This is a genomic window from Methylobacterium carpenticola, from assembly GCF_042748905.1.
Lineage (GTDB): Bacteria > Pseudomonadota > Alphaproteobacteria > Rhizobiales > Beijerinckiaceae > Methylobacterium > Methylobacterium carpenticola.
Genome location: NZ_JBHZEO010000001.1, coordinates 2,272,135 through 2,289,805, shown reverse-complemented (window position 1 = coordinate 2,289,805; position 17,671 = coordinate 2,272,135). Strand labels below are relative to the sequence as shown.

The window sequence follows — 17,671 nt, the reverse complement described above, 5'->3', positions numbered from 1 at the left end:
ATGATCCGCTTCGAGAATGCGGGCAAGACCTATCCGGGCCAGGCGCGGCCGGTCGTGGACGGCCTCGACCTCGCGGTTCCGGAGGGGACCACCTGCGTCCTGATCGGCCCCTCGGGCTGCGGCAAGTCGACCACCCTGCGGATGGTCAACCGCCTCGTCACCCCGAGCGAAGGCCGCGTGCGCGTGGGTGGCGCGGACGTGGCGGACCTCGACCCGATCGCCCTGCGGCGGCGCACCGGCTACGTGCTGCAGGGCATCGGGCTGTTTCCCCATCGCAGCGTCGCCCAGAACGTCGCCACCGTGCCGGAACTGCTCGGCTGGCCGCGCCGCCGGATCGCCGAACGGGTCGACGCCATGCTCGACCTCGTCGGGCTCGATGCCGGCCGCTTCCGCGACCGCCGGCCGGATTCCCTCTCGGGCGGCCAGCGCCAGCGCGTCGGCGTCGCCCGGGCGCTCGCGGCCGATCCCCCGGTGCTGCTGATGGACGAGCCCTTCGGGGCGGTGGATCCCCTGGAGCGGGGGCGGCTGCAGGGGGAGATCGGCGCCATCCTCCGGCGCCTCGGCAAGACGGTGCTGCTCGTCACCCACGACATCGACGAGGCGCTGCGCCTCGGCGACCGGATCGCGCTGATGCGGGAGGGCCGGCTCGTGCAGGTCGACGCGCCCGAGCGCCTGCTCGCCCGGCCGGCCGACGCCTTCGCGGAGGCCTTCGTGGGCTCCGACCGCTGGCTGAAGCGCCTCGCGCTGATCCCGGCCGCGGCGGCCCGCGAGCCCGTCGCCGCCGAGGGCGCCCCGCGCCTGCCCGAAGGCGCCTCCCTGCGGGACGCGCTCGGCCTCCTGCTCGCGGCGGATGCCGAGCGGGTCGCGCTCGCCGGGGAGGGAACGGTGACGCTCGCCTCCCTGCGGGCGGCCGCGGTCGATGCGGCCGGTGGCTTCACCTGCGCCCCCTGATGGTGTAGCGCGACGGCTTCGCCCCCGCCCTGAGCCCGAGGGTGACGGAGACGCTGCCCGCCGCTCCCGGAGGCCCGAGAGACCGCATGACGACCCGCCTCGACGACACCTTCGCCCGCTGCCGCGCGGAGGGCCGCGCCGCCCTCGTCACCTACGTGATGGCGGGCGATCCCGATCCCGAGACCTCGCTCGCGGTGCTGCGCGCCCTGCCGGCCTCCGGGGCCGACATCGTGGAATTCGGGCTGCCCTTCACCGATCCGATGGCGGACGGCCCGGCGATCCAGGCGGCGGGCCTGCGCGCCCTCAAGGCCGGCCAGAGCGTGACGAGGACGCTCGATCTCGTGCGCCGCTTCCGCGCCGAGGATCCGCGCACCCCCGTGATCCTGATGGGCTACTACAACCCCATCTACACGTACGGCGTCGCGCGCTTCCTGGCGGATGCTTCGGCGGCCGGGATCGACGGGCTCATCGTCGTCGACCTGCCGCCGGAGGAGGACGACGAGCTCTGCCTGCCGGCGCAGGCGGCGGGCCTCGCCTTCATCCGGCTCGCCACGCCGACCACCGACGAGAAGCGCCTGCCGGCCGTGCTCGCGAACACCGCGGGCTTCGTCTATTATGTGTCGATCACCGGCATCACCGGGTCGGCGACGCCGGATTTCGGCGTGGTGGCGGGCGCGGTCGGTCGCATCCGGGCGCAGACGGCGCTGCCCGTGGTGGTCGGCTTCGGCGTGAAGACCGGCGAGCACGCGGCCGCGATCGCCCGCAACGCGGACGGGGTCGTGGTGGGCTCCGCCCTGGTCGACGCGCTCGCCCGCACCCTCGACGGCGAGGGCCGCGCCACCCCGCAGAGCGTGCCCGCGGTCGCCGCCCTGGTGCGCGACCTCGCGGCGGGCATCCGCTCCGCGGCCGGGGCCTGATCGGAGAAGGACCATGAAGGTCGAGACGATGAACTGGATCTCGGAGGTCGTCCGGCCCCGGATCAAGACCCTGTTCAAGCGCGAGACGCCCGAGAACCTCTGGGTGAAGTGCCCGGAGACCGGGCAGATGGTCTTCCACAAGGAGGTGGAGGCCAACGACTTCGTGATCCCGGGCTCCGAGCACCATCTGCGCATGACCGCCCAGCAGCGGCTGAAGATGATGTTCGACGAGGGCACGTGGCTCGACGTGCCGCTCCCCGAGGTGCCGGTCGATCCGCTGAAGTTCCGCGACGAGAAGCGCTACCTCGACCGCCTCAAGGACGCCCGCGCCAAGACCGGCATGACCGACGCCTTCAAGGTCGGGTTCGGCCGGGTCGGCGGCCTGCCGATGACCCTGGCGGTGCAGGATTTCGGCTTCATGGGCGGCTCGCTCGGCATGGCGGCGGGCGAGGCCTTCGTGCGCGGGGCGGAGACGGCCCTCGACAAGCGCACCCCCTACGTGCTGTTCGCGGCCTCCGGCGGCGCGCGGATGCAGGAGGGCATCCTCTCGCTGATGCAGATGCCCCGCACCACGGTGGCGGTGCGCCGCCTCAACCGGGCGCGCCTGCCCTACATCGTGGTGATGACGAACCCGACCACGGGCGGCGTGACGGCGTCCTACGCCATGCTCGGCGACATCCACCTCGCCGAGCCGGGGGCGCTGATCGGCTTCGCGGGGCCCCGCGTCATCGAGCAGACCATCCGCGAGAAGCTGCCGGACGGCTTCCAGCGCTCCGAGTACCTGCGCGAGCACGGCATGCTCGACCAAGTGGTGCATCGGCGGGCGCTGAAGACGACGATCGCCCGGCTCTGCGGCCTGCTGATGCAGGCGCCCGCGCCGGTCGCCGCCCCGGTGCCGGAGGAGGCCGAGCCGCAGCCGGCGTGACGCATCCGGGGGGCGAGCGTTGCAAACCGCCCCAGGCCTGCGCAGGATGTGCCGATGATGCACGAGAACCATCTCGCTCATTCCGACGACGCGTCCGGCTCGCAGTGGGATGCGATCGCGCGGCACAGGCAACGCATCGCGGAATCGGCTGCCAGGGCCGCGGATGCCCGGCCCGGCGAGGATCAGGCAGCCGCCCTGATCGCCGTCGCGATGCACGACATCGCTCAGGGAACGGCCGCGGTGCGGCATGACCTGGCCGATCCGCAGGTCGCGGCACCGGCCCGCCGACCCGCCCCGCGTCCCTTCGGGGCCTTCGCCGGACGGTTCGGCGTGAGCGACGACTTATTCGAACCGCTCCCCGCGGAGGACCTGCGCGCATGGGAGGGGCGTTGAGGCTCCTGCTCGACATCCAGGCCCTTCTGTGGTTCTCGCTCGGCGATTCCCGCCTGCCGCAGCGGGCTCGCGACATCATCGCCGGCCCCAGCAACGATGTTCTGGTCAGCGCGCCTGGGAGATCGCCGCGAAGTATCGGAAAGGCAAGCTCCCTCAGGGGGAATAACTGATTCTGAACTGGTTCGCGATTGTGTCTCACTTTCACATGACCGAATTGCCGATCTCCGCCGCTCATGCCCTTAAGTCGGGCTTGCTGGATTTCGGCAACTCTGATCCCCTCGATCGCATGATCGTTGCGCAGGCCCTGATCGAATCCCTCGCCGTGGTGTCGCTCGAAGCGGCTTGGGACGGCTTGGGCGTGGTTCGTCTCTGGACCTGATCCGCGATCAGGCCGATAGCGCTCGTCATCGATCCGCACACGAGATTGACCGCCCGATGGAGTCCTCCGACGCGCTGATGGCGCGCTTCCTGGCCCTGCACCCGCGCACGATCGACCTGTCCCTCGGGCGGATCGAGCGCCTGCTCGCGGCGCTCGGCCATCCCGAGCGGCGGCTGCCGCCGGTCATCCACGTGGCGGGCACGAACGGCAAGGGCTCGACCATCGCCACCATGCGGGCGATCCTGGAGGCGGGCGGCCTCTCCGCGCATGTCTACACCTCGCCCCACCTCGTGCGCTTCCACGAGCGCATCCGGCTCGGGCAGGTGGGCGGCGGGCGCTTCGTCGCCGAGGACCGGCTCGCCGACGCCTTCGCGCGCTGCGAGGCGGCGAATGGCGGCGAGCCGATCACCGTCTTCGAGATCACCACCGCCGCCGCCCTGCTGCTCTTCGCCGAGAGCCCGGCGGACGTGCTGCTCCTGGAGGTCGGGCTCGGCGGCCGGGTCGATGCCACCAACGTGATCGACCGTCCGGCCGCCGCGGTGGTGACGCCCATCGGCCGCGATCATGCCGAGTATCTCGGCGACACGGTCGAGGCGGTGGCGACCGAGAAGGCCGGCATCTTCAAGCGCGGCTGCCCGGCGGTGATCGCGCCGCAGGACTACCCGGAGGCCGACCGGGTGCTCTGCGCCCGCGCGGAGGCCGTGCGGGCGGCTCCGATCCTCGTCGGCAATCAGGATTTCTCCGCGCACGAGGAGCGCGGCCGGCTCGTCTACCAGGACGAGGAGGGTCTCCTCGACCTGCCGCGGCCGCGCCTCGCCGGGCGCCACCAGATCGTCAATGCGGGCACCGCCATCGCGGCCCTGCGGGCGGCCGGCTTCGCCGATCTCGGCACCGCCGCCTTCGAGGCCGGGCTGACCCAGGTCGACTGGCCGGGGCGCCTGCAACGCCTCGGCCGGGGCCGCCTCGCCGGGCTGATGCCGGCGGGCAGCGAACTCTGGCTCGACGGCGGCCACAACGTCGATGGCGGGCGGATCCTCGCGGCCGCCATGGCGGACCTGCAGGAGCGCGGCGACGCGCCCCTCGTCCTCGTCACCGGCCTCCTCGGCACCAAGGACGCCGAAGGCTTCCTGAAGAACTTCGTCGGCCTCGCCCGCGCGGTCGTGGCGGTGCCGATCGGCGGCCAGATCGCCGCCCGCCCGGCCGAGGAGGTCGCCGCCATCGCCGCCGGGGTCGGCCTGCCGGCCGAGACGGCGCCGAGCGTCGAGGCCGCCCTCGTCTCGCTGCAGGATCGGGCCTGGGAGCGCCCGCCCCGGGTGCTGATCTGCGGCTCGCTCTACCTCGCGGGCGCGGTGCTCTCCGCCAACGACACGCCGCCGGTCTGACGGGGCCTTTGCAACCTGCGATCGGAGCATTCCGGGCCGGACCGGGATGATCCGCCCCGGCGGATCCGCGTGGGCAACCCGGTGCTCCACCCGCTCAGCATCTTGATGGACCGCAGGTTTTCGACGCAAAACGGCGCAGCACTCCTGCGAAACCCGCCCGCTGTCGGGATCGCCGGCCGCGCCCGCTGATCCTCGAAGTTGTGGCATTCGGGCGATCCTGTGGCGCATGTGCTACATCAGGACCGGCCGAAATGGTCTAGCTTGCGGGCGATCGGGGAACCTGCTGGGGACCATCATGAAGAAGCTTCTGAGTGCGTTTGCTGCCTTTACTGCCTTGACGGCGGCTGCTTCGGCCGCCGACCTGCCGCGTCGCGTTGCTCCTCCGGTGATCGCGCCGGTTCCGGTCTTCACCTGGACCGGCTTCTACGCCGGTTTCAACGCCGGCTACGGCTTCGACACCGGTAGCAACAGCGGCCCGACCGTTCTCGGCGTCGGCCCGGCCACCGGTCTGGTCTTCGCGCCGACCGTGATCGCCTTCCAGAACCGCAACAGCACCGACGGATTCGTCGGCGGCGGCCAGATCGGCTACAACTACCAGTTCACGCCGGGCTCGGGCGTGGTGATCGGCATCGAGGCCGACGCCCAGTACGCCGATTTCGGCCGTGACCGGAACCGCTTCCTGGCCACCGGCCCGCTGGCCGCCCAGGCGGTGTTCAACCCGACCGGCATCTCGGGTCTCGACTACTTCGGCACCGTGCGCGGCCGCATCGGCTACGCCTTCGACCGCGTGCTGTTCTACGGCACCGGCGGCTTCGCCTACGGCGGCGGCGGCGGTCGCGACTTCGGCACGGCCAACCGTGACGACTTCCAGACCGGCTGGACCGCCGGCGGCGGCGTCGAGTACGCCCTGCCCACCGACTCGTTCCTGAACTTCTTCCGGTCGAGCGCGGTGACGCTGAAGGTCGAAGGCCTGTACGTGAACCTCGATCGCGGCAACGGCCTGAACGGCGCCTTCGCGGTGAACAACGCGGGCGCGATCATCACCACGGCCAACCCGGGCGTGGTCGTCGTGAACGCGGGCCAGACCCGTCGCGATACCGAGTTCGCGGTAGTCCGCGCCGGCCTGAACTACAAGTTCGGCACCTGGTAGGATCCTGGCGCAAGCCAAGTGACGGAGAAGCCCGGCCGCAAGGCCGGGCTTTTCTGCTTTGATACGGTTTCCGGACGATCACGTCCGGACACCGGATCGCCAGCCCGCGCGGCGCCTGAGCGAGGCCGGTTTCCGCATCGCGAAGCGATCATCCGGAAACCGGATGAGAGGGTCACCCGGCATGCGGCACGGGATCATGGGGCGAGCGCTGCTCCTCCCGCCGTCATCCAGCCGGATCCCTCGGGGCGCATCCCATGAAAAAACCCGGCACTGAGGCCGGGTTCTCGAACGTCGGGCGGAGGCTGCGGTCAGACGCTCGCCGACTGGATCCAGCGCGAGAGATCGCCCTTCGGAGCGGCGCCGACCTTCTGGCTGGCGAGCTTGCCGTCCTTGAAGATCATCAGCGTCGGGATCGAGCGGATTCCGTATTCCGAGGCGATGCCGGGGTTCTCGTCCACATTGACCTTGGCGATCTTCACGCGGCCCTGCATCTCGGTCGCGATCTCCTCCAGAGCCGGGCCGATCGCCCGACAGGGGCCGCACCATTCGGCCCAGAAATCGACCACGACGGGCTCGGCGGCGTCGAGGACGTCCTGCTTGAAGCTCGCGTCGGTCACCTTCACGGTTGCCATCGCAAAACCCTTTCCTTCCGGGACGCGGCAGACCCGGCCTCATCCCGCGTGAGGGCAACGTAGGAAGCCGCAGGAGGGGGATCAAGCGCGCACGGCCACGCTGTGCGCAAGGGGGGTGTGCGCCGCCACACACAGGTCTCCACGCCACCGCGCCCCTCCCACGGACCCGGACACGCCGCGATCCGGCCGCATCGCCGAGGCGGCCTCGGCTTGCGGAAACGCAAAGTCTGCGGTCAACACGCACTGGTTGCTTTTCCGGGAAGTTCAGTCAAGTTGAGCGCGCTGGCCGCCGCTCGCGTTGTCCAACCGGCGCCTGCGGGCCGGCCAGCCGCAACTTGCCACGACCGGCGGGTGCCGGGGATACGGCGATGGTGGATGGTCTCGGGAGCGTCCCGGGGAGCGGCAGCGTGGCTCAGCGCGGGGGCGGGCTGCTCTCGCAGGCGGAGCTGGTCTGGACGCATGGCGTCGCCGACGCGCTCATCGGGATCTCCTGCATCGCGATGGCGGCCGCGTGCGCGCTCGTCCTGATCCGGCGCTGGGACCTTCCGTTTCGCGGCACCCTCCGGCTCCTCGCGATCTTTCTCCTCGGCTGCGGCGCGACGCATGGCCTCGCCGTCTGGGCGCCCGGGGATGGCCGTGAGGTGGTCGAGGCGGGCGTCGAGCTGGCGACCGCGCTGGCCGCGGCGGCCGCGGCCGTGGTGCTGTGGCGGGAATGGCCGGCCGTGGCCCGGCTGCCGAGCCCGGCCGACCTGCAGCAGGTCCGGCGGGAGCTGAGAGCCCGCATCCGCGAGCGCGACGCGGCCGAGGCCGCGAGCGCCGCCAAGGGCGCGTTCCTCGCCCGGATCAGCCACGACATCCGCACCCCGCTCAACAGCATCCTGGGCTACACCGACCTGCTGCTCGGCGAGGCGAACCGCACCCCCGAGGAGCGCCGCAAGCTCGACATCATCCGGATGTCCGGCGCCTCGCTGCTCGCGGTCGTCGACGACATCGTCGATTTCTCGCGCATCGCGGGCGGCGAAGCCGCCCTGCACAACGAGCCCTTCGGCCTGCGCGACTTCGTCGAGACGGTTCTCGCCGCGGTCCGGCCCTTCGCCGAGGGCAAGGGGCTGGCGCTCTCGGCCGAGATCGCCCCCGATCTGCCCGCCCGGGTGCGCGGCGACGAGGATCGCATCCGGCAGATCCTGCTCAACCTCCTCGGCAACGCGATCCGGTTCACGAGCGCCGGCTCCGTGTCGCTGACGCTGCGCCGCGAGGAGGCGGTCAGCGGGCGGGCGCGCATCACCATCGCGGTGAAGGACACCGGCGCCGGCATCCCGGCCGGACGCCAGGCGACACTCCTGCGGCCGGAAGCGGGGGAGGGCACCCGTTTCCCCCGGATCGGCGGATCGGGGCTCGGCCTCGTGATCTGCCGCAAGCTCGTCGCGCTGATGGGCGGCGAGATCGGCTTCGAGAGCCAGGTGGGGGAGGGCTCGACCTTCTGGGTCCGCCTCGACCTCGACGCGGTCGCCGCCCCGGCCGAGCCGTCGCCGCCGCCGCGGGCGGCGCCCGAGAATTTCCTGACGGCGCCCCGCATCCTGCTGGTGGAGGACGCCCCGGCCAACCAGGAACTCGTGCGCTTGATCCTGGAGGAGGAGGGCTACGGGGTCGACACCGCCTCGAACGGCGCCGAGGCGGTGGCGATGATCCGCTCGGGCCCCTACCGCCTCGTCCTGATGGACGTGGAGATGCCGACCATGGACGGGCTGACGGCCACCCGGCGGATCCGCGAGATGGAAGGCCCCTTCGGCCGCGTCCCGATCGTCGCCATGACCGGCAACGTCATGTCCCATCACCTGGAAGCCTGCCGCGAGGCGGGGATGGACGACGTGATCGCCAAGCCCTTCAAGCAGGCCGAACTCGCGGCCGTGATCGCCCACTGGACCCTGATCGACGGGGAGCGGCCGCGGGCGCGAACCGCGCTGCCCTCGCCCGCACGATGAGGCTGGACAAGACGCCCGTGCGGAGTAGCATGCTGGCGCTTCACAAGCGAAACTTCGATCAGCCCTGCCGTGCCCCCGCCGGCGGGGCTTTTTCTGTGCTAGAGCGCTATCCGAGCGGGCTGAAACAGCTGGCGGGGTGATGGGTTGGTCGGCGAAGGAGAGCGCCGATGTCCTCAGCCCTGTCCGTCGATCTGCGTCAGCGCGTGGTCCATGCCGTCGAGGCCGGCGCGTCCCGACACCAGGCAGCCGAACGCTTCGGGGTCAGTCTGGCGAGCGCGAGCCGTTGGTGCGGGCAGTTCGCCCGTGAGGGTCACGTCGCCCCTAAGCCGATGGGCGGAGATCAGCGCTCGCACCGGATCGAGGCGCAGGCCGACCTGATCCTGTCGCTCTACGAGGCGAAGCCCGGCATCTACCTGCATGAGCTCCGTGCGGCTCTGGCCGAGCACGGCGTTGGCGTGGCCCAGAGCAGCCTCTCGCGCTTCTTCAAGCGCCACGGCATCTCGCGAAAAAAAGCACCGGCCACGCCGCCGAGCAGGAGCGGCCGGATGTGAGGGCCGCGCGCGAGGCGTGGTTCGAGGGCCAACTCGACCTCGATCCGGATCGCCTCGTGTTCATCGACGAGACCGCAGCCAGTACCGCCATGGCCCGCCGCTACGGGCGCGCGCCGCGCGGCGAGCGCTGCCGGATGAGCGTGCCGCGGGGTCATTGGAAAACCACCACCATCACGGCGGGCTTGCGCACCAGCGGCATCACCGCACCCTGGCTGCTCGACGGCGCGATGAACGGGCAAGCCTTCCGCACCTACGTGGCGGACGTGCTCGCCCCCACCCTCCAGCCCGGTGACACGGTCGTCATGGACAACCTGCCGGCTCACAAGGTCAGCGGTGTCCGCGAGCGCATCGAGGCCGCAGGAGCCCAGCTCCTCTACCTCCCGGCGTACTCGCCTGACTTCAACCCCATCGAGCTAGCCTTCGCGAAGCTGAAAGCTCTGCTGCGCAGCGCGGCGGCGCGAACGATCCCAGACCTCTGGGACGCCATTCGGCGCAGCCTGCAGCGCTTCGCCCGGGCTGAGTGTCGAGCCTACTTCGCCGCTGCTGGCTACGACGCAACCTGATCGGATGCCGCTCTAGCCCCGCTCCGCGCTGCCCTTGCTCTGCGGTACTCCTGCTCTGCGGTACTCTTGCGCCGGTCTCGATTCCCTGCTTACTTTGCATGGCAAAGTTCGCGGGCATCGTCGGCGGACCTGACCAGGGCCGTGCCGCGCGATGCCGCTCCAGTCTGACCGGGACCTCGATCGGGCGCTCGCCGACATCGTGGCGATCCGCAGCCAGATCGCCCGCGACACGCATTTCTGCGGCCTCGGCCCGGCGACGATCGCGCTGACGGGCGGCCTCGCCCTCGCGGCCGCCTCCCTCCAGGCCATGGGCGTCGCGCGGGATGCGGCCTTCGACTACTTCATGTTCTGGATCGCCGTCGCGGCGCTCGCGGTGCTGCTGATCGGCGGCGAGGCGGTGACGCGCTCGCGGCGGCTGCATTCCGGCCTCGCCGACGCGATGATCGTCTCGGCCGTGGAGCAGGTGCTGCCCGCGCTCGCGGCCGGCGCCCTCGTGGGTCTGGTGCTGGCCCGGGTCGCGCCGGACGGCCTCTGGCTACTCCCGGGCCTGTGGCAGGTCTTCGTGAGCCTCGGCCTGTTCGCGGCGATGCGCACGCTGCCGCGCGCCGTGTCGCTCGCCGGGGCGTGGTACCTGCTCGCGGGCCTCGCCGGGATCGTCCTCGCGGCCGAGGCGCGGACCCTCTCGCCCTGGGCGATGGGCCTGCCCTTCGGCATCGGGCAGGTGCTGCTCGCCCTCATCCTGCATCGCTCCCGGCGGGACGCCGATGTCTGAGCCGAGCGGACGCTACTCCTACGAGGGACTCGATCGGGTGATCCACGAGCGGGCGCGCCTGAGCGTGCTGACCTCCCTGGCCACCCATCCGCACGGGCTGCTCTTCGGCGACCTGAAGCAGCTCTGCGGCCTCACCGACGGCAATCTCAGCCGGCACCTGCAGGTGCTGCAGGAGGCCGGCCTCGTCGAGCTGCGCAAGGGCAGCGCCCGGAACCGGCCGCAGACGGTCTGCCACCTGACCCCGAGCGGCCGCCGCCGCTTCCTCGACTACCTCGCGGTCCTCGAACAGGTGGTCCGCGACGCCGCCCAGACGGCGGACGAGACCCCGGCCATCCTCGATCCCGCGCGATCCTGACCAGTGCTCACCCACGGCGCCCTGATTCGGGGCGTTCCGTCCGGAGGCTTTGTGATGCAAAGTTCCAGCAAGACCCCCACGGGCCTGCATGTCGCCGCGATCATGGACGGCAACGGGCGCTGGGCCACCGCCCGCGGCCTGCCGCGCACGGCGGGGCACCGGGCGGGGGTCGAGGCGATCCGCCGGGTGGCGGAGGCGGCACCCGACCTCGGGGTCGGCGCGCTGACGCTCTTCGCCTTCTCGGCGGATAACTGGCGCCGCCCGCCCGCCGAGGTGGCGGGACTGATGAGCCTGCTGCGCCGCTACCTGCGCCACGAGACCGGGCGCCTCGCCCGCACGGGCACCCGCCTCACGGTGATCGGCCGCCGCGACCGGCTGCCCCGGGGCCTGCCCGACGCCCTGGCCCGGGCCGAGGCGGAGACGGCGGGCGGGGAGCGGCTGCACCTGCGCATCGCGGTCGATTACTCGGCCCGCGACGCCATCCTGGCGGCGGCCGCCGCCGGAATCCCCGCGAGCCGCGAGGCCTTCGGGCGGAGCCTGTCGGGCGGGGTGCCGGACGTGGACCTGCTGATCCGCTCCGGCGGGGAGAAACGGCTCTCGGACTTCCTGCTCTGGGAATGCGCCTATGCCGAGCTGCATTTCAGCGACCGGATGTGGCCCGATTTCGGGCCCGAGGATCTCGCGGCGGCCCTGCGCGACTTCTCCGGTCGCGAGCGGCGCTTCGGCGGGCTGGTCCCGGCGGCGGCGTGAGGGGCGCATCCGCTGACCGCGGCGTCCGTCCGGCAAAGCGGACCTCATGCCGGCAGGTCCGGGTCGGCCCCGCGCGCGATCCGCGCTATGTCACGGACGGATGCCCTCCCGCGAGTTGACCATGCCGCTCTACACCCTCGACGATCACCGCCCCCGCCTCGCCGACCCGGACCGCGTCTGGATCGCGCCCGATGCCCACGTGATCGGGCAGGTCGAGATCGGCCCCGATGTCAGCATCTGGTTCGCAGCGGTGCTCCGGGGCGACAACGAGCCGATCCGGCTCGGCGCGCGCACCAACATTCAGGACGGGGCCGTCCTCCACACCGATCCGGGCTTCCCGCTCGATCTCGGCGAGGGCGTCACCGTCGGCCACGGCGCCATCGTGCATGGCTGCACGATCGGAGCGAACACCCTGGTCGGAATGGGGGCGACGATCCTCAACGGCGCCCGGATCGGCCGGAACTGCCTCGTCGGCGCGAACGCCCTCGTCACCGAGGGCAAGGAATTTCCCGACAACAGCCTGATCGTCGGCGCGCCCGCCAAGGTGGCGCGCAGCCTCGACGACAAGGCCGTCGAGAGCCTGCGGCTCTCCGCCGAGCGTTACGTCGCCAATGGCCGCCGCTACGCCGCGGGCCTCCGGCGGATCGATCCGTAATCAGTCCGTGTGCGCGATCCGGGCCGCGAGCGCCTCCGGCAGGCCGCGGCTCGGCTTCGGGGCGGGGCGGCGCAGGGTGCCGGCCGTGGCCTTGCGCGGGCGCAGGGCCACCACCGCCTCGGCGAGCTTCACCGCGGCCGCCACCTGATCGACCACCGGCACGGGCACCCGCTCGCGCACCCGCGGGCCGAGGCCCGAGAGCGGCGCCCCCGCGAAGATCAGCACGTCGGCGCCGTCCTCCCGCACCGTCGCCTCGGCGAGGGCGACGAGCTGGTCCTCCTTCTCGGCCTGCACCTCGGCCAGGGAGGCGAAGCGGCCGTCGAGGGCGCGGATCGCGGCGCAGCGCGCCTCCAGCCCGTGCATCGCCACGCATTCCCGATACCAGGGCACCAGCGCCTGCGCGAAGGTGACGATGCCGAAGCGCCCGCCGAGCAGGCAGGCGCTCAGCATGGCGGCCTCGGCGAGGCCGATCACCGGGAAGTCGAACAATTCGCGCGCGCCGAGCAGACCCGGATCCCCGAAGGCCGCCAGGATCGCCGCGTCGATCCGGGGCGCCTCCGCCAGCATCTCGAGCGCGATGGCGCCACCGATCTGCGCCTCCGCCCGGGTGGCGATGTAGGGCACGCCCCGGGACGCCGTCGCGGTCAGGATCTCGGTGCCGGGTGCCGCGACCGCGGCGGCGCTCTCGCGCATCAGGGCCGTGACCGCTTCGGTCGTGTTCGGATTGAGGAGGAGGAGGCGCATCGGTCCCAAAAGTTTCGGTCCCACGAGTTTCGGTCCCAAGAGTTGTTATCGGTCCCAGGAGCGGTTCAGGCGGCGTCGGAGCGGGGAGGGGCGGCGAGGAGCGCCGCGCCCGTATGGGCGACGTGCTCGGCGAGGAGCAGCCCGGCGCGGGCGCCGTCCCGGGCGTCGAGGGCGGCGAGGATCGCCCGGTGCTCCTGCACCGATTCGTCCCAGCGCGCCCGGCTGCCGAGCGCCCGCCGCCGGGCCAGCTCGGCCCGCGCGTGCAAGCCCTCGTGCGCCTCGCGCAGGGGCCCGTTGCGGGCGGCGGCGACGATCAGGGCGTGGATCTGCTGGTTCAGCGCGAAGTAGGGGGCGAGCTCCCCGGCATCGTGATGGGTCTCGATCGCCTCCTGCAGGGCCCGCAGCCGCTCCAGTTCCGCGCCGGTCATGCGGGCGGCGGCGAGTTCGGCGCTCGCCCGCTCGATCCAGGACAGGGCCTCGAACAGGGCCGCCACCGTCGCGGGGTCGAGGGCGGCGACGCGGGGCGAGCGGTTGGGCCGCAGCTCCACCAGACCCTCGACCGCGAGCAGCTTCACCGCCTCCCGCAGCGGCGTGCGCGACACTCCGAGCCGCTCGGACAGGTCCGTCTCCACGAGAGGCGCGCCCGCCGGCAGGGTGCCGTCCACGATGAGGTCGCGCAGCCGGCGCATCGCCTGCTCGTGCAGGCCGAGCCGGCCGCCGCCCTCGGGCATGACGAGGACGGGTTTGCGAGGGCGTCCGCGCGGGCGCCGAACCTGATCCATGAGCGATCTCGCGACTGGGGTGGCGAGAGCGGCGCCCGATCAGGTGGCGATCGCGCGCCGCTCTCGGTCTTTGATTTTACCGCATTGTCCGCGACGAACCGGGATCCACTTCGTCGGACAAGGCTCCAAGCAGGGTTCGCGAAGGCGGCCCCCGGTTTCGCGACAAGAACCTGCGACACATCAGGAATCGACGCGGACGAAGCGGTGGCACGCCAACGCAGGTCCGCTGAGGAGCATAGCCGCTCGCCGTGCCGGGCGGGCGCACCAATTGCGGGCATGTTCTGACGCCCGCATCGTCATTTAGCACGAATTGCATGCAATGCCGGAAAAATGCATTGCAAGGCTCCGCGGACCGCCGCAGGCTTTGCGGAGCAGCGGATCAGCCGTTGCGGCAGCTCCGAGGTGTCCCGTGATCCGGCATCGATTCGCGCTCGTGCTTGCGGCGTCCCTGTGGGCGGGAGCGGGCGCTTCCCCGGCCCTCGCGCAGCAGGATCCGGCGCCCGTGAAGCTCGGCTACGCCAAATGCGCCCATTGCCTGCCGGTGGCCCTGATCCCGGGCCTCGCCAAGGGCGTGACGGTCGACGCGACCGGCTTCAATTCCGGCAACGACGTGCTCACGGCCCTGGTCTCGAAGAGCATCGACGTGGCGCAGGTGACCTACCTCCACTACGTCACCGCCCTCGACAAGGGTTTCGACGTGGTCGCGGTGGCGGGCGAGGTGAATGGCGGCTCCGAATGCCTCTCGGCCAAGGGCCTCACCCTCGCGGCCGAGGATTGGGCGGGCTTCAAGTCCCTGGTCGAATCCCGCAAGGGCGCGGGCACGCCGCTCAAGGTCGCGGCCTCGCGCGGCAACGCGCAGGACATCCACATGCGCGGCGCCCTGCTCAAGCACGGCATCAACCCGAACAAGGACATCCAGTTCGTCAACATCCCGAACCCGTCCGACCACCTCGCGGCGATGCAGCGGGGCGAGGTCGACCTCGTCTGCTCGGTGGAGCCCTTCGCCTCGCAGATCCGCCTCGCGGGAGCGGCCAACCACTTCGTCCTCCCCTACGACCAAGCGGCCGGCAAGCTGACGAACCTGATCGTCACCCGCTCGGACGTGATCAAGAACCGCCGCGCGGCCGTGCAGGCGGTGGTCGATGCCGACGTCGCCCTCGTCGCCAAGCTCGACGCCGACAAGAGCGTGTGGATCGACGTCATCAACCAGAAGACCGGCCTGTCGCGGGACGTCGCCGCCGAGGCGCTCAAGAACGCCGAGCCGGATTACCGCATGTACCGCGCCAAGACCCTCGCCATCGCCGAGATGATGCGCGACCTCAAGTACATCAGCCGCGACGTCTCCAAGGAGGTCGAGGCGAACATGGACTTCTCCTTCCTCGAAGCCGCCACCAAGAAGACCCGCGATGGCCTCGGCTACTGATGTGACGCGGCCCGCCGCCCTGCCCCTGCCGGCCGCGTCCGCCCTGCGGCGCCGGCTCACGGGCTTCGCCGAGCGGGCGGCCCTGCCGCTCCTCCTCGTCGCCGGCTGGGAGGCCTTCGCGCGCTCCGGCGCCCTGCCCCCCGCCCTGCTGCCGGCCCCCTCCGCGGTGCTGCACGCGCTGGCCGACTGGGTCGGCGGCTTCGACGAGAGCACCCAGAGCTATTCGGGGCACTGGCTGCAGGACGCGCTCGCCAGCCTGTCGCGGGTGCTCGCCGGCTACGCCATCGCGGCGTTCGCGGGGATCGGGCTCGGGGTCGCCATCGGCTGGTCGCGCCTGATCGAGCGCACGGTGGAGCCGACCCTGCAGATGCTGCGGCCGATCCCGCCGGTCTCGTGGATCCCCCTCGCCATCATCTGGTTCGGCATCGCCGACAAGCCGGCGATCTTCCTGGTCTTCCTCGGCGCCTTCTTTCCGATCCTGATGAACGCCATCCACGGGGTGCGCTCGGTCGACCGCAACCTGATCCGGGCCGGCGCCATGATGGGCGCGAGCGAGCGCCAGCTCCTCACCGCCATCGTGCTCCCGGCCGCACTGCCCTCGATCGTCTCGGGGCTGCGCATCGCCATCGGCTCGGCCTGGATGCTCACCGTCACCGCCGAGATGGTCGCGGTGAAGAGCGGCCTCGGCTACGTGCTGTGGGATTCCTACTACTTCCTGCGCTACGACATCGTGCTCGCCGCCATGATCTCGATCGGGCTGCTCGGCTACCTCTCGGATCTCGGCCTCAAGGCCGTGGCCGCCTCCGTGCTGCACTGGCAGCGCGCCACCACCGTGCAGGGGCGTTGAGCCATGAGCGCGATCGAACTCCTCGACGCCCGCAAGGTTTATCGCGATCGCGAGGGCGCCGACCTCGTGGCGCTGGAGCGCACCCGGATGACCATCGAGACGGGCGAGTTCCTCTGCCTGCTCGGCCCCTCCGGCTGCGGCAAGTCCACGCTCCTCAACCTGATCGCCGGGTTCGAGGCGCCGACCTCCGGCGAGATCCGGGTGGCGGGCCAGCGCGTGGAGCGACCCGGGGCCGACCGCGGCGTGGTGTTCCAGCAGCCGACGCTGATGCCCTGGCTCACCGTCCTCGACAACGTCGCCTTCCACCTCAAGCTCAAGGGCGTCGCCAAGGCGGAGCGGCGCGAGCGGGCGCAGCACTACGTCGACCTCGTCGGCCTCAGGGGCTTCGAGCGGCATTACCCGGCGGAGCTCTCCGGCGGCATGAGCCAGCGGGTCGGCATCGCCCGGGCCCTCCTGATGAACCCGGCCGTGATCCTGATGGACGAGCCCTTCGCGGCCCTCGACGCTCAGACCAAGAGCGAGATGCAGGAGGAGCTGGTGGCGATCTGGGAGCGGGTGAAGGCCACCGTGATCTTCGTCACCCACGCGGTGGACGAGGCCCTGGTGCTCGGCACCCGCATCGCCGTGATGAGCCGCCGGCCGGGCCGGATCCGCGAGATCCTGCCCTTCGACGCATCCCGGCCCCGGGACGTGACGGCCCCCGATTTCAACGACATGAAGCGCCACGTCCTCGGCCTGATCCGCGAGGGATCGGCCCGTCTGAAGCAGGCCGCCTGATGCGGCTCGGCATGCTGACGCCGTCGTCGAACACCCGGCTCGAACCGGCGACGGCGGCGATGCTGGGCGACCTGCCCGGCGTCACGGCGCATTTCTCGCGCTTCCGCGTCACCGCGATCTCCCTGGCGGAGGCCCATCTCGGCCAGTTCGACGAGGCGCCCGTGGTCCAGGCGGCGAGCCTGCTCGCCGATGCCAAGGTCGACGCCATCGCCTGGAACGGAACCTCGGCGGCGTGGCTCGGCTTCGCGCGGGACGAGGCGCTCTGCGCCGCCATCGCGGCGGCGACGGGCGTCCCGGCCTGCACGGCGGTACTGGGGTTCCGCGACGTCTTCCGCCGGGCCGGCCATCGCCGCATCGGCCTCGTGACGCCCTATCGCGGCGACGTGCAGGCCCGCATCCAGGCGAACTGGGCCGCGGACGGATTCGACTGCACGGCCGAGCGGCATGCGGGGCGGGAGGACAATTTCTCCTTCGCGGAATGGCCCGAGGCCGCCGTCGCCGAGATGGTGCGGGCGGTGGCCCGGGAGGGCGCGGAGGCGGCCGCGATCGTCTGCACCAACGTCGACGGGACGGCGCTCGCGCCCGCGCTCGAAGCCGAACTCGGCATCCCCGTCTACGATTCGATCGCCGTGACGCTGTGGGCGGCCCTGCGCTGCGCCGGGGCCGATCCGGCGCCGCTCGCCCGCTGGGGCCGGGTGTTCGCGCTCTGAGTGGCGGCTCCGGAGACCCGCCGAGCCCGCC

The 17,671-nt window shown here is 71.8% G+C and carries 20 protein-coding genes; 17 read left to right on the top strand and 3 right to left on the bottom strand.

The window, feature by feature from the left end; genetic code table 11:
• The 7 genes from ACE101_RS10855 (at position 1) to ACE101_RS10825 (ending at position 6,097) form a co-directional block, all read left to right on the top strand.
• Entirely contained in the window at positions 1–951 is a 951-nt protein-coding gene (locus ACE101_RS10855) for an ABC transporter ATP-binding protein (RefSeq protein WP_379129039.1), read from the top strand.
• A gap of 86 nt (positions 952–1,037) precedes the next feature.
• Positions 1,038–1,868 carry a tryptophan synthase subunit alpha gene (gene trpA, locus ACE101_RS10850; protein WP_379129036.1) on the top strand — a complete coding sequence of 277 codons (831 nt, stop codon included), beginning with the start codon at positions 1,038–1,040 and terminating at the stop codon, positions 1,866–1,868.
• Positions 1,869–1,881: 13 nt separating this feature from the next.
• Entirely contained in the window at positions 1,882–2,793 is a 912-nt protein-coding gene (accD, locus tag ACE101_RS10845; RefSeq protein WP_379129034.1) for an acetyl-CoA carboxylase, carboxyltransferase subunit beta, read from the top strand.
• A 54-nt stretch (positions 2,794–2,847) separates the two neighbouring features.
• On the top strand, positions 2,848–3,186 hold the full coding sequence (locus ACE101_RS10840; protein ID WP_379129031.1) for a hypothetical protein: 339 nt from the start codon (positions 2,848–2,850) through the stop codon (positions 3,184–3,186).
• Positions 3,187–3,391: 205 nt separating this feature from the next.
• Positions 3,392–3,565: a PIN domain-containing protein gene (locus tag ACE101_RS10835; protein ID WP_379129028.1), complete on the top strand. Its 174-nt coding sequence runs from the start codon at positions 3,392–3,394 to the stop codon at positions 3,563–3,565.
• Positions 3,566–3,621: 56 nt separating this feature from the next.
• Complete coding sequence (locus tag ACE101_RS10830; RefSeq protein WP_379129026.1) at positions 3,622–4,947, top strand: bifunctional folylpolyglutamate synthase/dihydrofolate synthase; 1,326 nt, start codon at positions 3,622–3,624, stop codon at positions 4,945–4,947.
• Positions 4,948–5,242: 295 nt separating this feature from the next.
• Entirely contained in the window at positions 5,243–6,097 is an 855-nt protein-coding gene (locus ACE101_RS10825) for an outer membrane protein (protein ID WP_379138589.1), read from the top strand.
• A 308-nt stretch (positions 6,098–6,405) separates the two neighbouring features.
• Here ACE101_RS10825 and trxA read toward each other — a convergent pair whose 3' ends face one another.
• On the bottom strand, positions 6,406–6,729 hold the full coding sequence (trxA, locus tag ACE101_RS10820; RefSeq protein ID WP_379129024.1) for a thioredoxin: 324 nt from the start codon (positions 6,727–6,729) through the stop codon (positions 6,406–6,408).
• Between the two features lie 368 nt (positions 6,730–7,097).
• On the opposite strand from trxA, the gene ACE101_RS10815 reads away from it, so the two are divergent.
• From ACE101_RS10815 to ACE101_RS10790, 6 genes are all read left to right on the top strand, one after another.
• The gene (locus tag ACE101_RS10815; protein WP_379129022.1) at positions 7,098–8,711 is read left to right on the top strand and encodes a response regulator; all 1,614 of its coding nucleotides are present in this window, start codon (positions 7,098–7,100) and stop codon (positions 8,709–8,711) included.
• Between the two features lie 167 nt (positions 8,712–8,878).
• Positions 8,879–9,825, top strand: a protein-coding gene (locus ACE101_RS10810; RefSeq protein ID WP_379129020.1) for an IS630 family transposase whose coding sequence is annotated in 2 segments (ribosomal slippage) — positions 8,879–9,215 and positions 9,215–9,825 — 948 coding nt in all. Because the reading frame shifts where the segments join, the coding sequence is not laid out codon by codon here.
• 151 nt (positions 9,826–9,976) lie between these two features.
• Positions 9,977–10,597 carry a hypothetical protein gene (locus ACE101_RS10805; protein ID WP_379129018.1) on the top strand — a complete coding sequence of 207 codons (621 nt, stop codon included), beginning with the start codon at positions 9,977–9,979 and terminating at the stop codon, positions 10,595–10,597.
• A complete protein-coding gene (locus ACE101_RS10800; protein WP_379129016.1) occupies positions 10,590–10,952 on the top strand; it encodes a transcriptional regulator in 363 nt (120 codons plus the stop codon). The genes ACE101_RS10805 and ACE101_RS10800 overlap by 8 nt, the downstream gene beginning before the upstream one ends.
• A gap of 54 nt (positions 10,953–11,006) precedes the next feature.
• On the top strand, positions 11,007–11,702 hold the full coding sequence (locus ACE101_RS10795; RefSeq protein ID WP_379129013.1) for a di-trans,poly-cis-decaprenylcistransferase: 696 nt from the start codon (positions 11,007–11,009) through the stop codon (positions 11,700–11,702).
• A gap of 121 nt (positions 11,703–11,823) precedes the next feature.
• Positions 11,824–12,357: a gamma carbonic anhydrase family protein gene (locus tag ACE101_RS10790; RefSeq protein ID WP_379129010.1), complete on the top strand. Its 534-nt coding sequence runs from the start codon at positions 11,824–11,826 to the stop codon at positions 12,355–12,357.
• Here the strand turns inward: ACE101_RS10790 and ACE101_RS10785 are convergent, their stop codons facing one another.
• Together ACE101_RS10785 and ACE101_RS10780 are read right to left on the bottom strand one after the other, a co-directional pair.
• Entirely contained in the window at positions 12,358–13,101 is a 744-nt protein-coding gene (locus ACE101_RS10785) for an aspartate/glutamate racemase family protein (RefSeq protein ID WP_379129008.1), read from the bottom strand.
• A 65-nt stretch (positions 13,102–13,166) separates the two neighbouring features.
• Positions 13,167–13,883: a GntR family transcriptional regulator gene (locus tag ACE101_RS10780; protein WP_379129006.1), complete on the bottom strand. Its 717-nt coding sequence runs from the start codon at positions 13,881–13,883 to the stop codon at positions 13,167–13,169.
• Between the two features lie 409 nt (positions 13,884–14,292).
• On the opposite strand from ACE101_RS10780, the gene ACE101_RS10775 reads away from it, so the two are divergent.
• From ACE101_RS10775 to ACE101_RS10760, 4 genes are read left to right on the top strand one after another with little or no spacing between them, the layout of a single operon-like run.
• Entirely contained in the window at positions 14,293–15,306 is a 1,014-nt protein-coding gene (locus ACE101_RS10775; RefSeq protein ID WP_379129004.1) for an ABC transporter substrate-binding protein, read from the top strand.
• Complete coding sequence (locus ACE101_RS10770; RefSeq protein WP_379129002.1) at positions 15,290–16,153, top strand: ABC transporter permease; 864 nt, start codon at positions 15,290–15,292, stop codon at positions 16,151–16,153. Before ACE101_RS10775 ends, ACE101_RS10770 begins: the two co-directional genes overlap by 17 nt.
• Positions 16,154–16,156: 3 nt before the next feature.
• The gene (locus tag ACE101_RS10765) at positions 16,157–16,930 is read left to right on the top strand and encodes an ABC transporter ATP-binding protein (protein ID WP_379128999.1); all 774 of its coding nucleotides are present in this window, start codon (positions 16,157–16,159) and stop codon (positions 16,928–16,930) included.
• Entirely contained in the window at positions 16,930–17,640 is a 711-nt protein-coding gene (locus tag ACE101_RS10760; protein ID WP_379128996.1) for a maleate cis-trans isomerase family protein, read from the top strand. Before ACE101_RS10765 ends, ACE101_RS10760 begins: the two co-directional genes overlap by 1 nt.
• Positions 17,641–17,671: the final 31 nt, after the last annotated feature.

Bases quoted from the DNA above. Each gene is read 5' to 3' on its own strand.
- ACE101_RS10855 (WP_379129039.1), top strand. From the start codon at position 1: ATGATCCGCTTCGAGAATGCGGGCAAGACCTATCCGGGCCAGGCGCGG.
- trpA (WP_379129036.1), top strand. From the start codon at position 1,038: ATGACGACCCGCCTCGACGACACCTTCGCCCGCTGCCGCGCGGAGGGC.
- accD (WP_379129034.1), top strand. From the start codon at position 1,882: ATGAAGGTCGAGACGATGAACTGGATCTCGGAGGTCGTCCGGCCCCGG.
- ACE101_RS10840 (WP_379129031.1), top strand. From the start codon at position 2,848: ATGATGCACGAGAACCATCTCGCTCATTCCGACGACGCGTCCGGCTCG.
- ACE101_RS10835 (WP_379129028.1), top strand. From the start codon at position 3,392: ATGACCGAATTGCCGATCTCCGCCGCTCATGCCCTTAAGTCGGGCTTG.
- ACE101_RS10830 (WP_379129026.1), top strand. From the start codon at position 3,622: ATGGAGTCCTCCGACGCGCTGATGGCGCGCTTCCTGGCCCTGCACCCG.
- ACE101_RS10825 (WP_379138589.1), top strand. From the start codon at position 5,243: ATGAAGAAGCTTCTGAGTGCGTTTGCTGCCTTTACTGCCTTGACGGCG.
- trxA (WP_379129024.1), bottom strand. From the start codon at position 6,729: ATGGCAACCGTGAAGGTGACCGACGCGAGCTTCAAGCAGGACGTCCTC.
- ACE101_RS10815 (WP_379129022.1), top strand. From the start codon at position 7,098: ATGGTGGATGGTCTCGGGAGCGTCCCGGGGAGCGGCAGCGTGGCTCAG.
- ACE101_RS10805 (WP_379129018.1), top strand. From the start codon at position 9,977: ATGCCGCTCCAGTCTGACCGGGACCTCGATCGGGCGCTCGCCGACATC.
- ACE101_RS10800 (WP_379129016.1), top strand. From the start codon at position 10,590: ATGTCTGAGCCGAGCGGACGCTACTCCTACGAGGGACTCGATCGGGTG.
- ACE101_RS10795 (WP_379129013.1), top strand. From the start codon at position 11,007: ATGCAAAGTTCCAGCAAGACCCCCACGGGCCTGCATGTCGCCGCGATC.
- ACE101_RS10790 (WP_379129010.1), top strand. From the start codon at position 11,824: ATGCCGCTCTACACCCTCGACGATCACCGCCCCCGCCTCGCCGACCCG.
- ACE101_RS10785 (WP_379129008.1), bottom strand. From the start codon at position 13,101: ATGCGCCTCCTCCTCCTCAATCCGAACACGACCGAAGCGGTCACGGCC.
- ACE101_RS10780 (WP_379129006.1), bottom strand. From the start codon at position 13,883: ATGGATCAGGTTCGGCGCCCGCGCGGACGCCCTCGCAAACCCGTCCTC.
- ACE101_RS10770 (WP_379129002.1), top strand. From the start codon at position 15,290: ATGGCCTCGGCTACTGATGTGACGCGGCCCGCCGCCCTGCCCCTGCCG.
- ACE101_RS10765 (WP_379128999.1), top strand. From the start codon at position 16,157: ATGAGCGCGATCGAACTCCTCGACGCCCGCAAGGTTTATCGCGATCGC.
- ACE101_RS10760 (WP_379128996.1), top strand. From the start codon at position 16,930: ATGCGGCTCGGCATGCTGACGCCGTCGTCGAACACCCGGCTCGAACCG.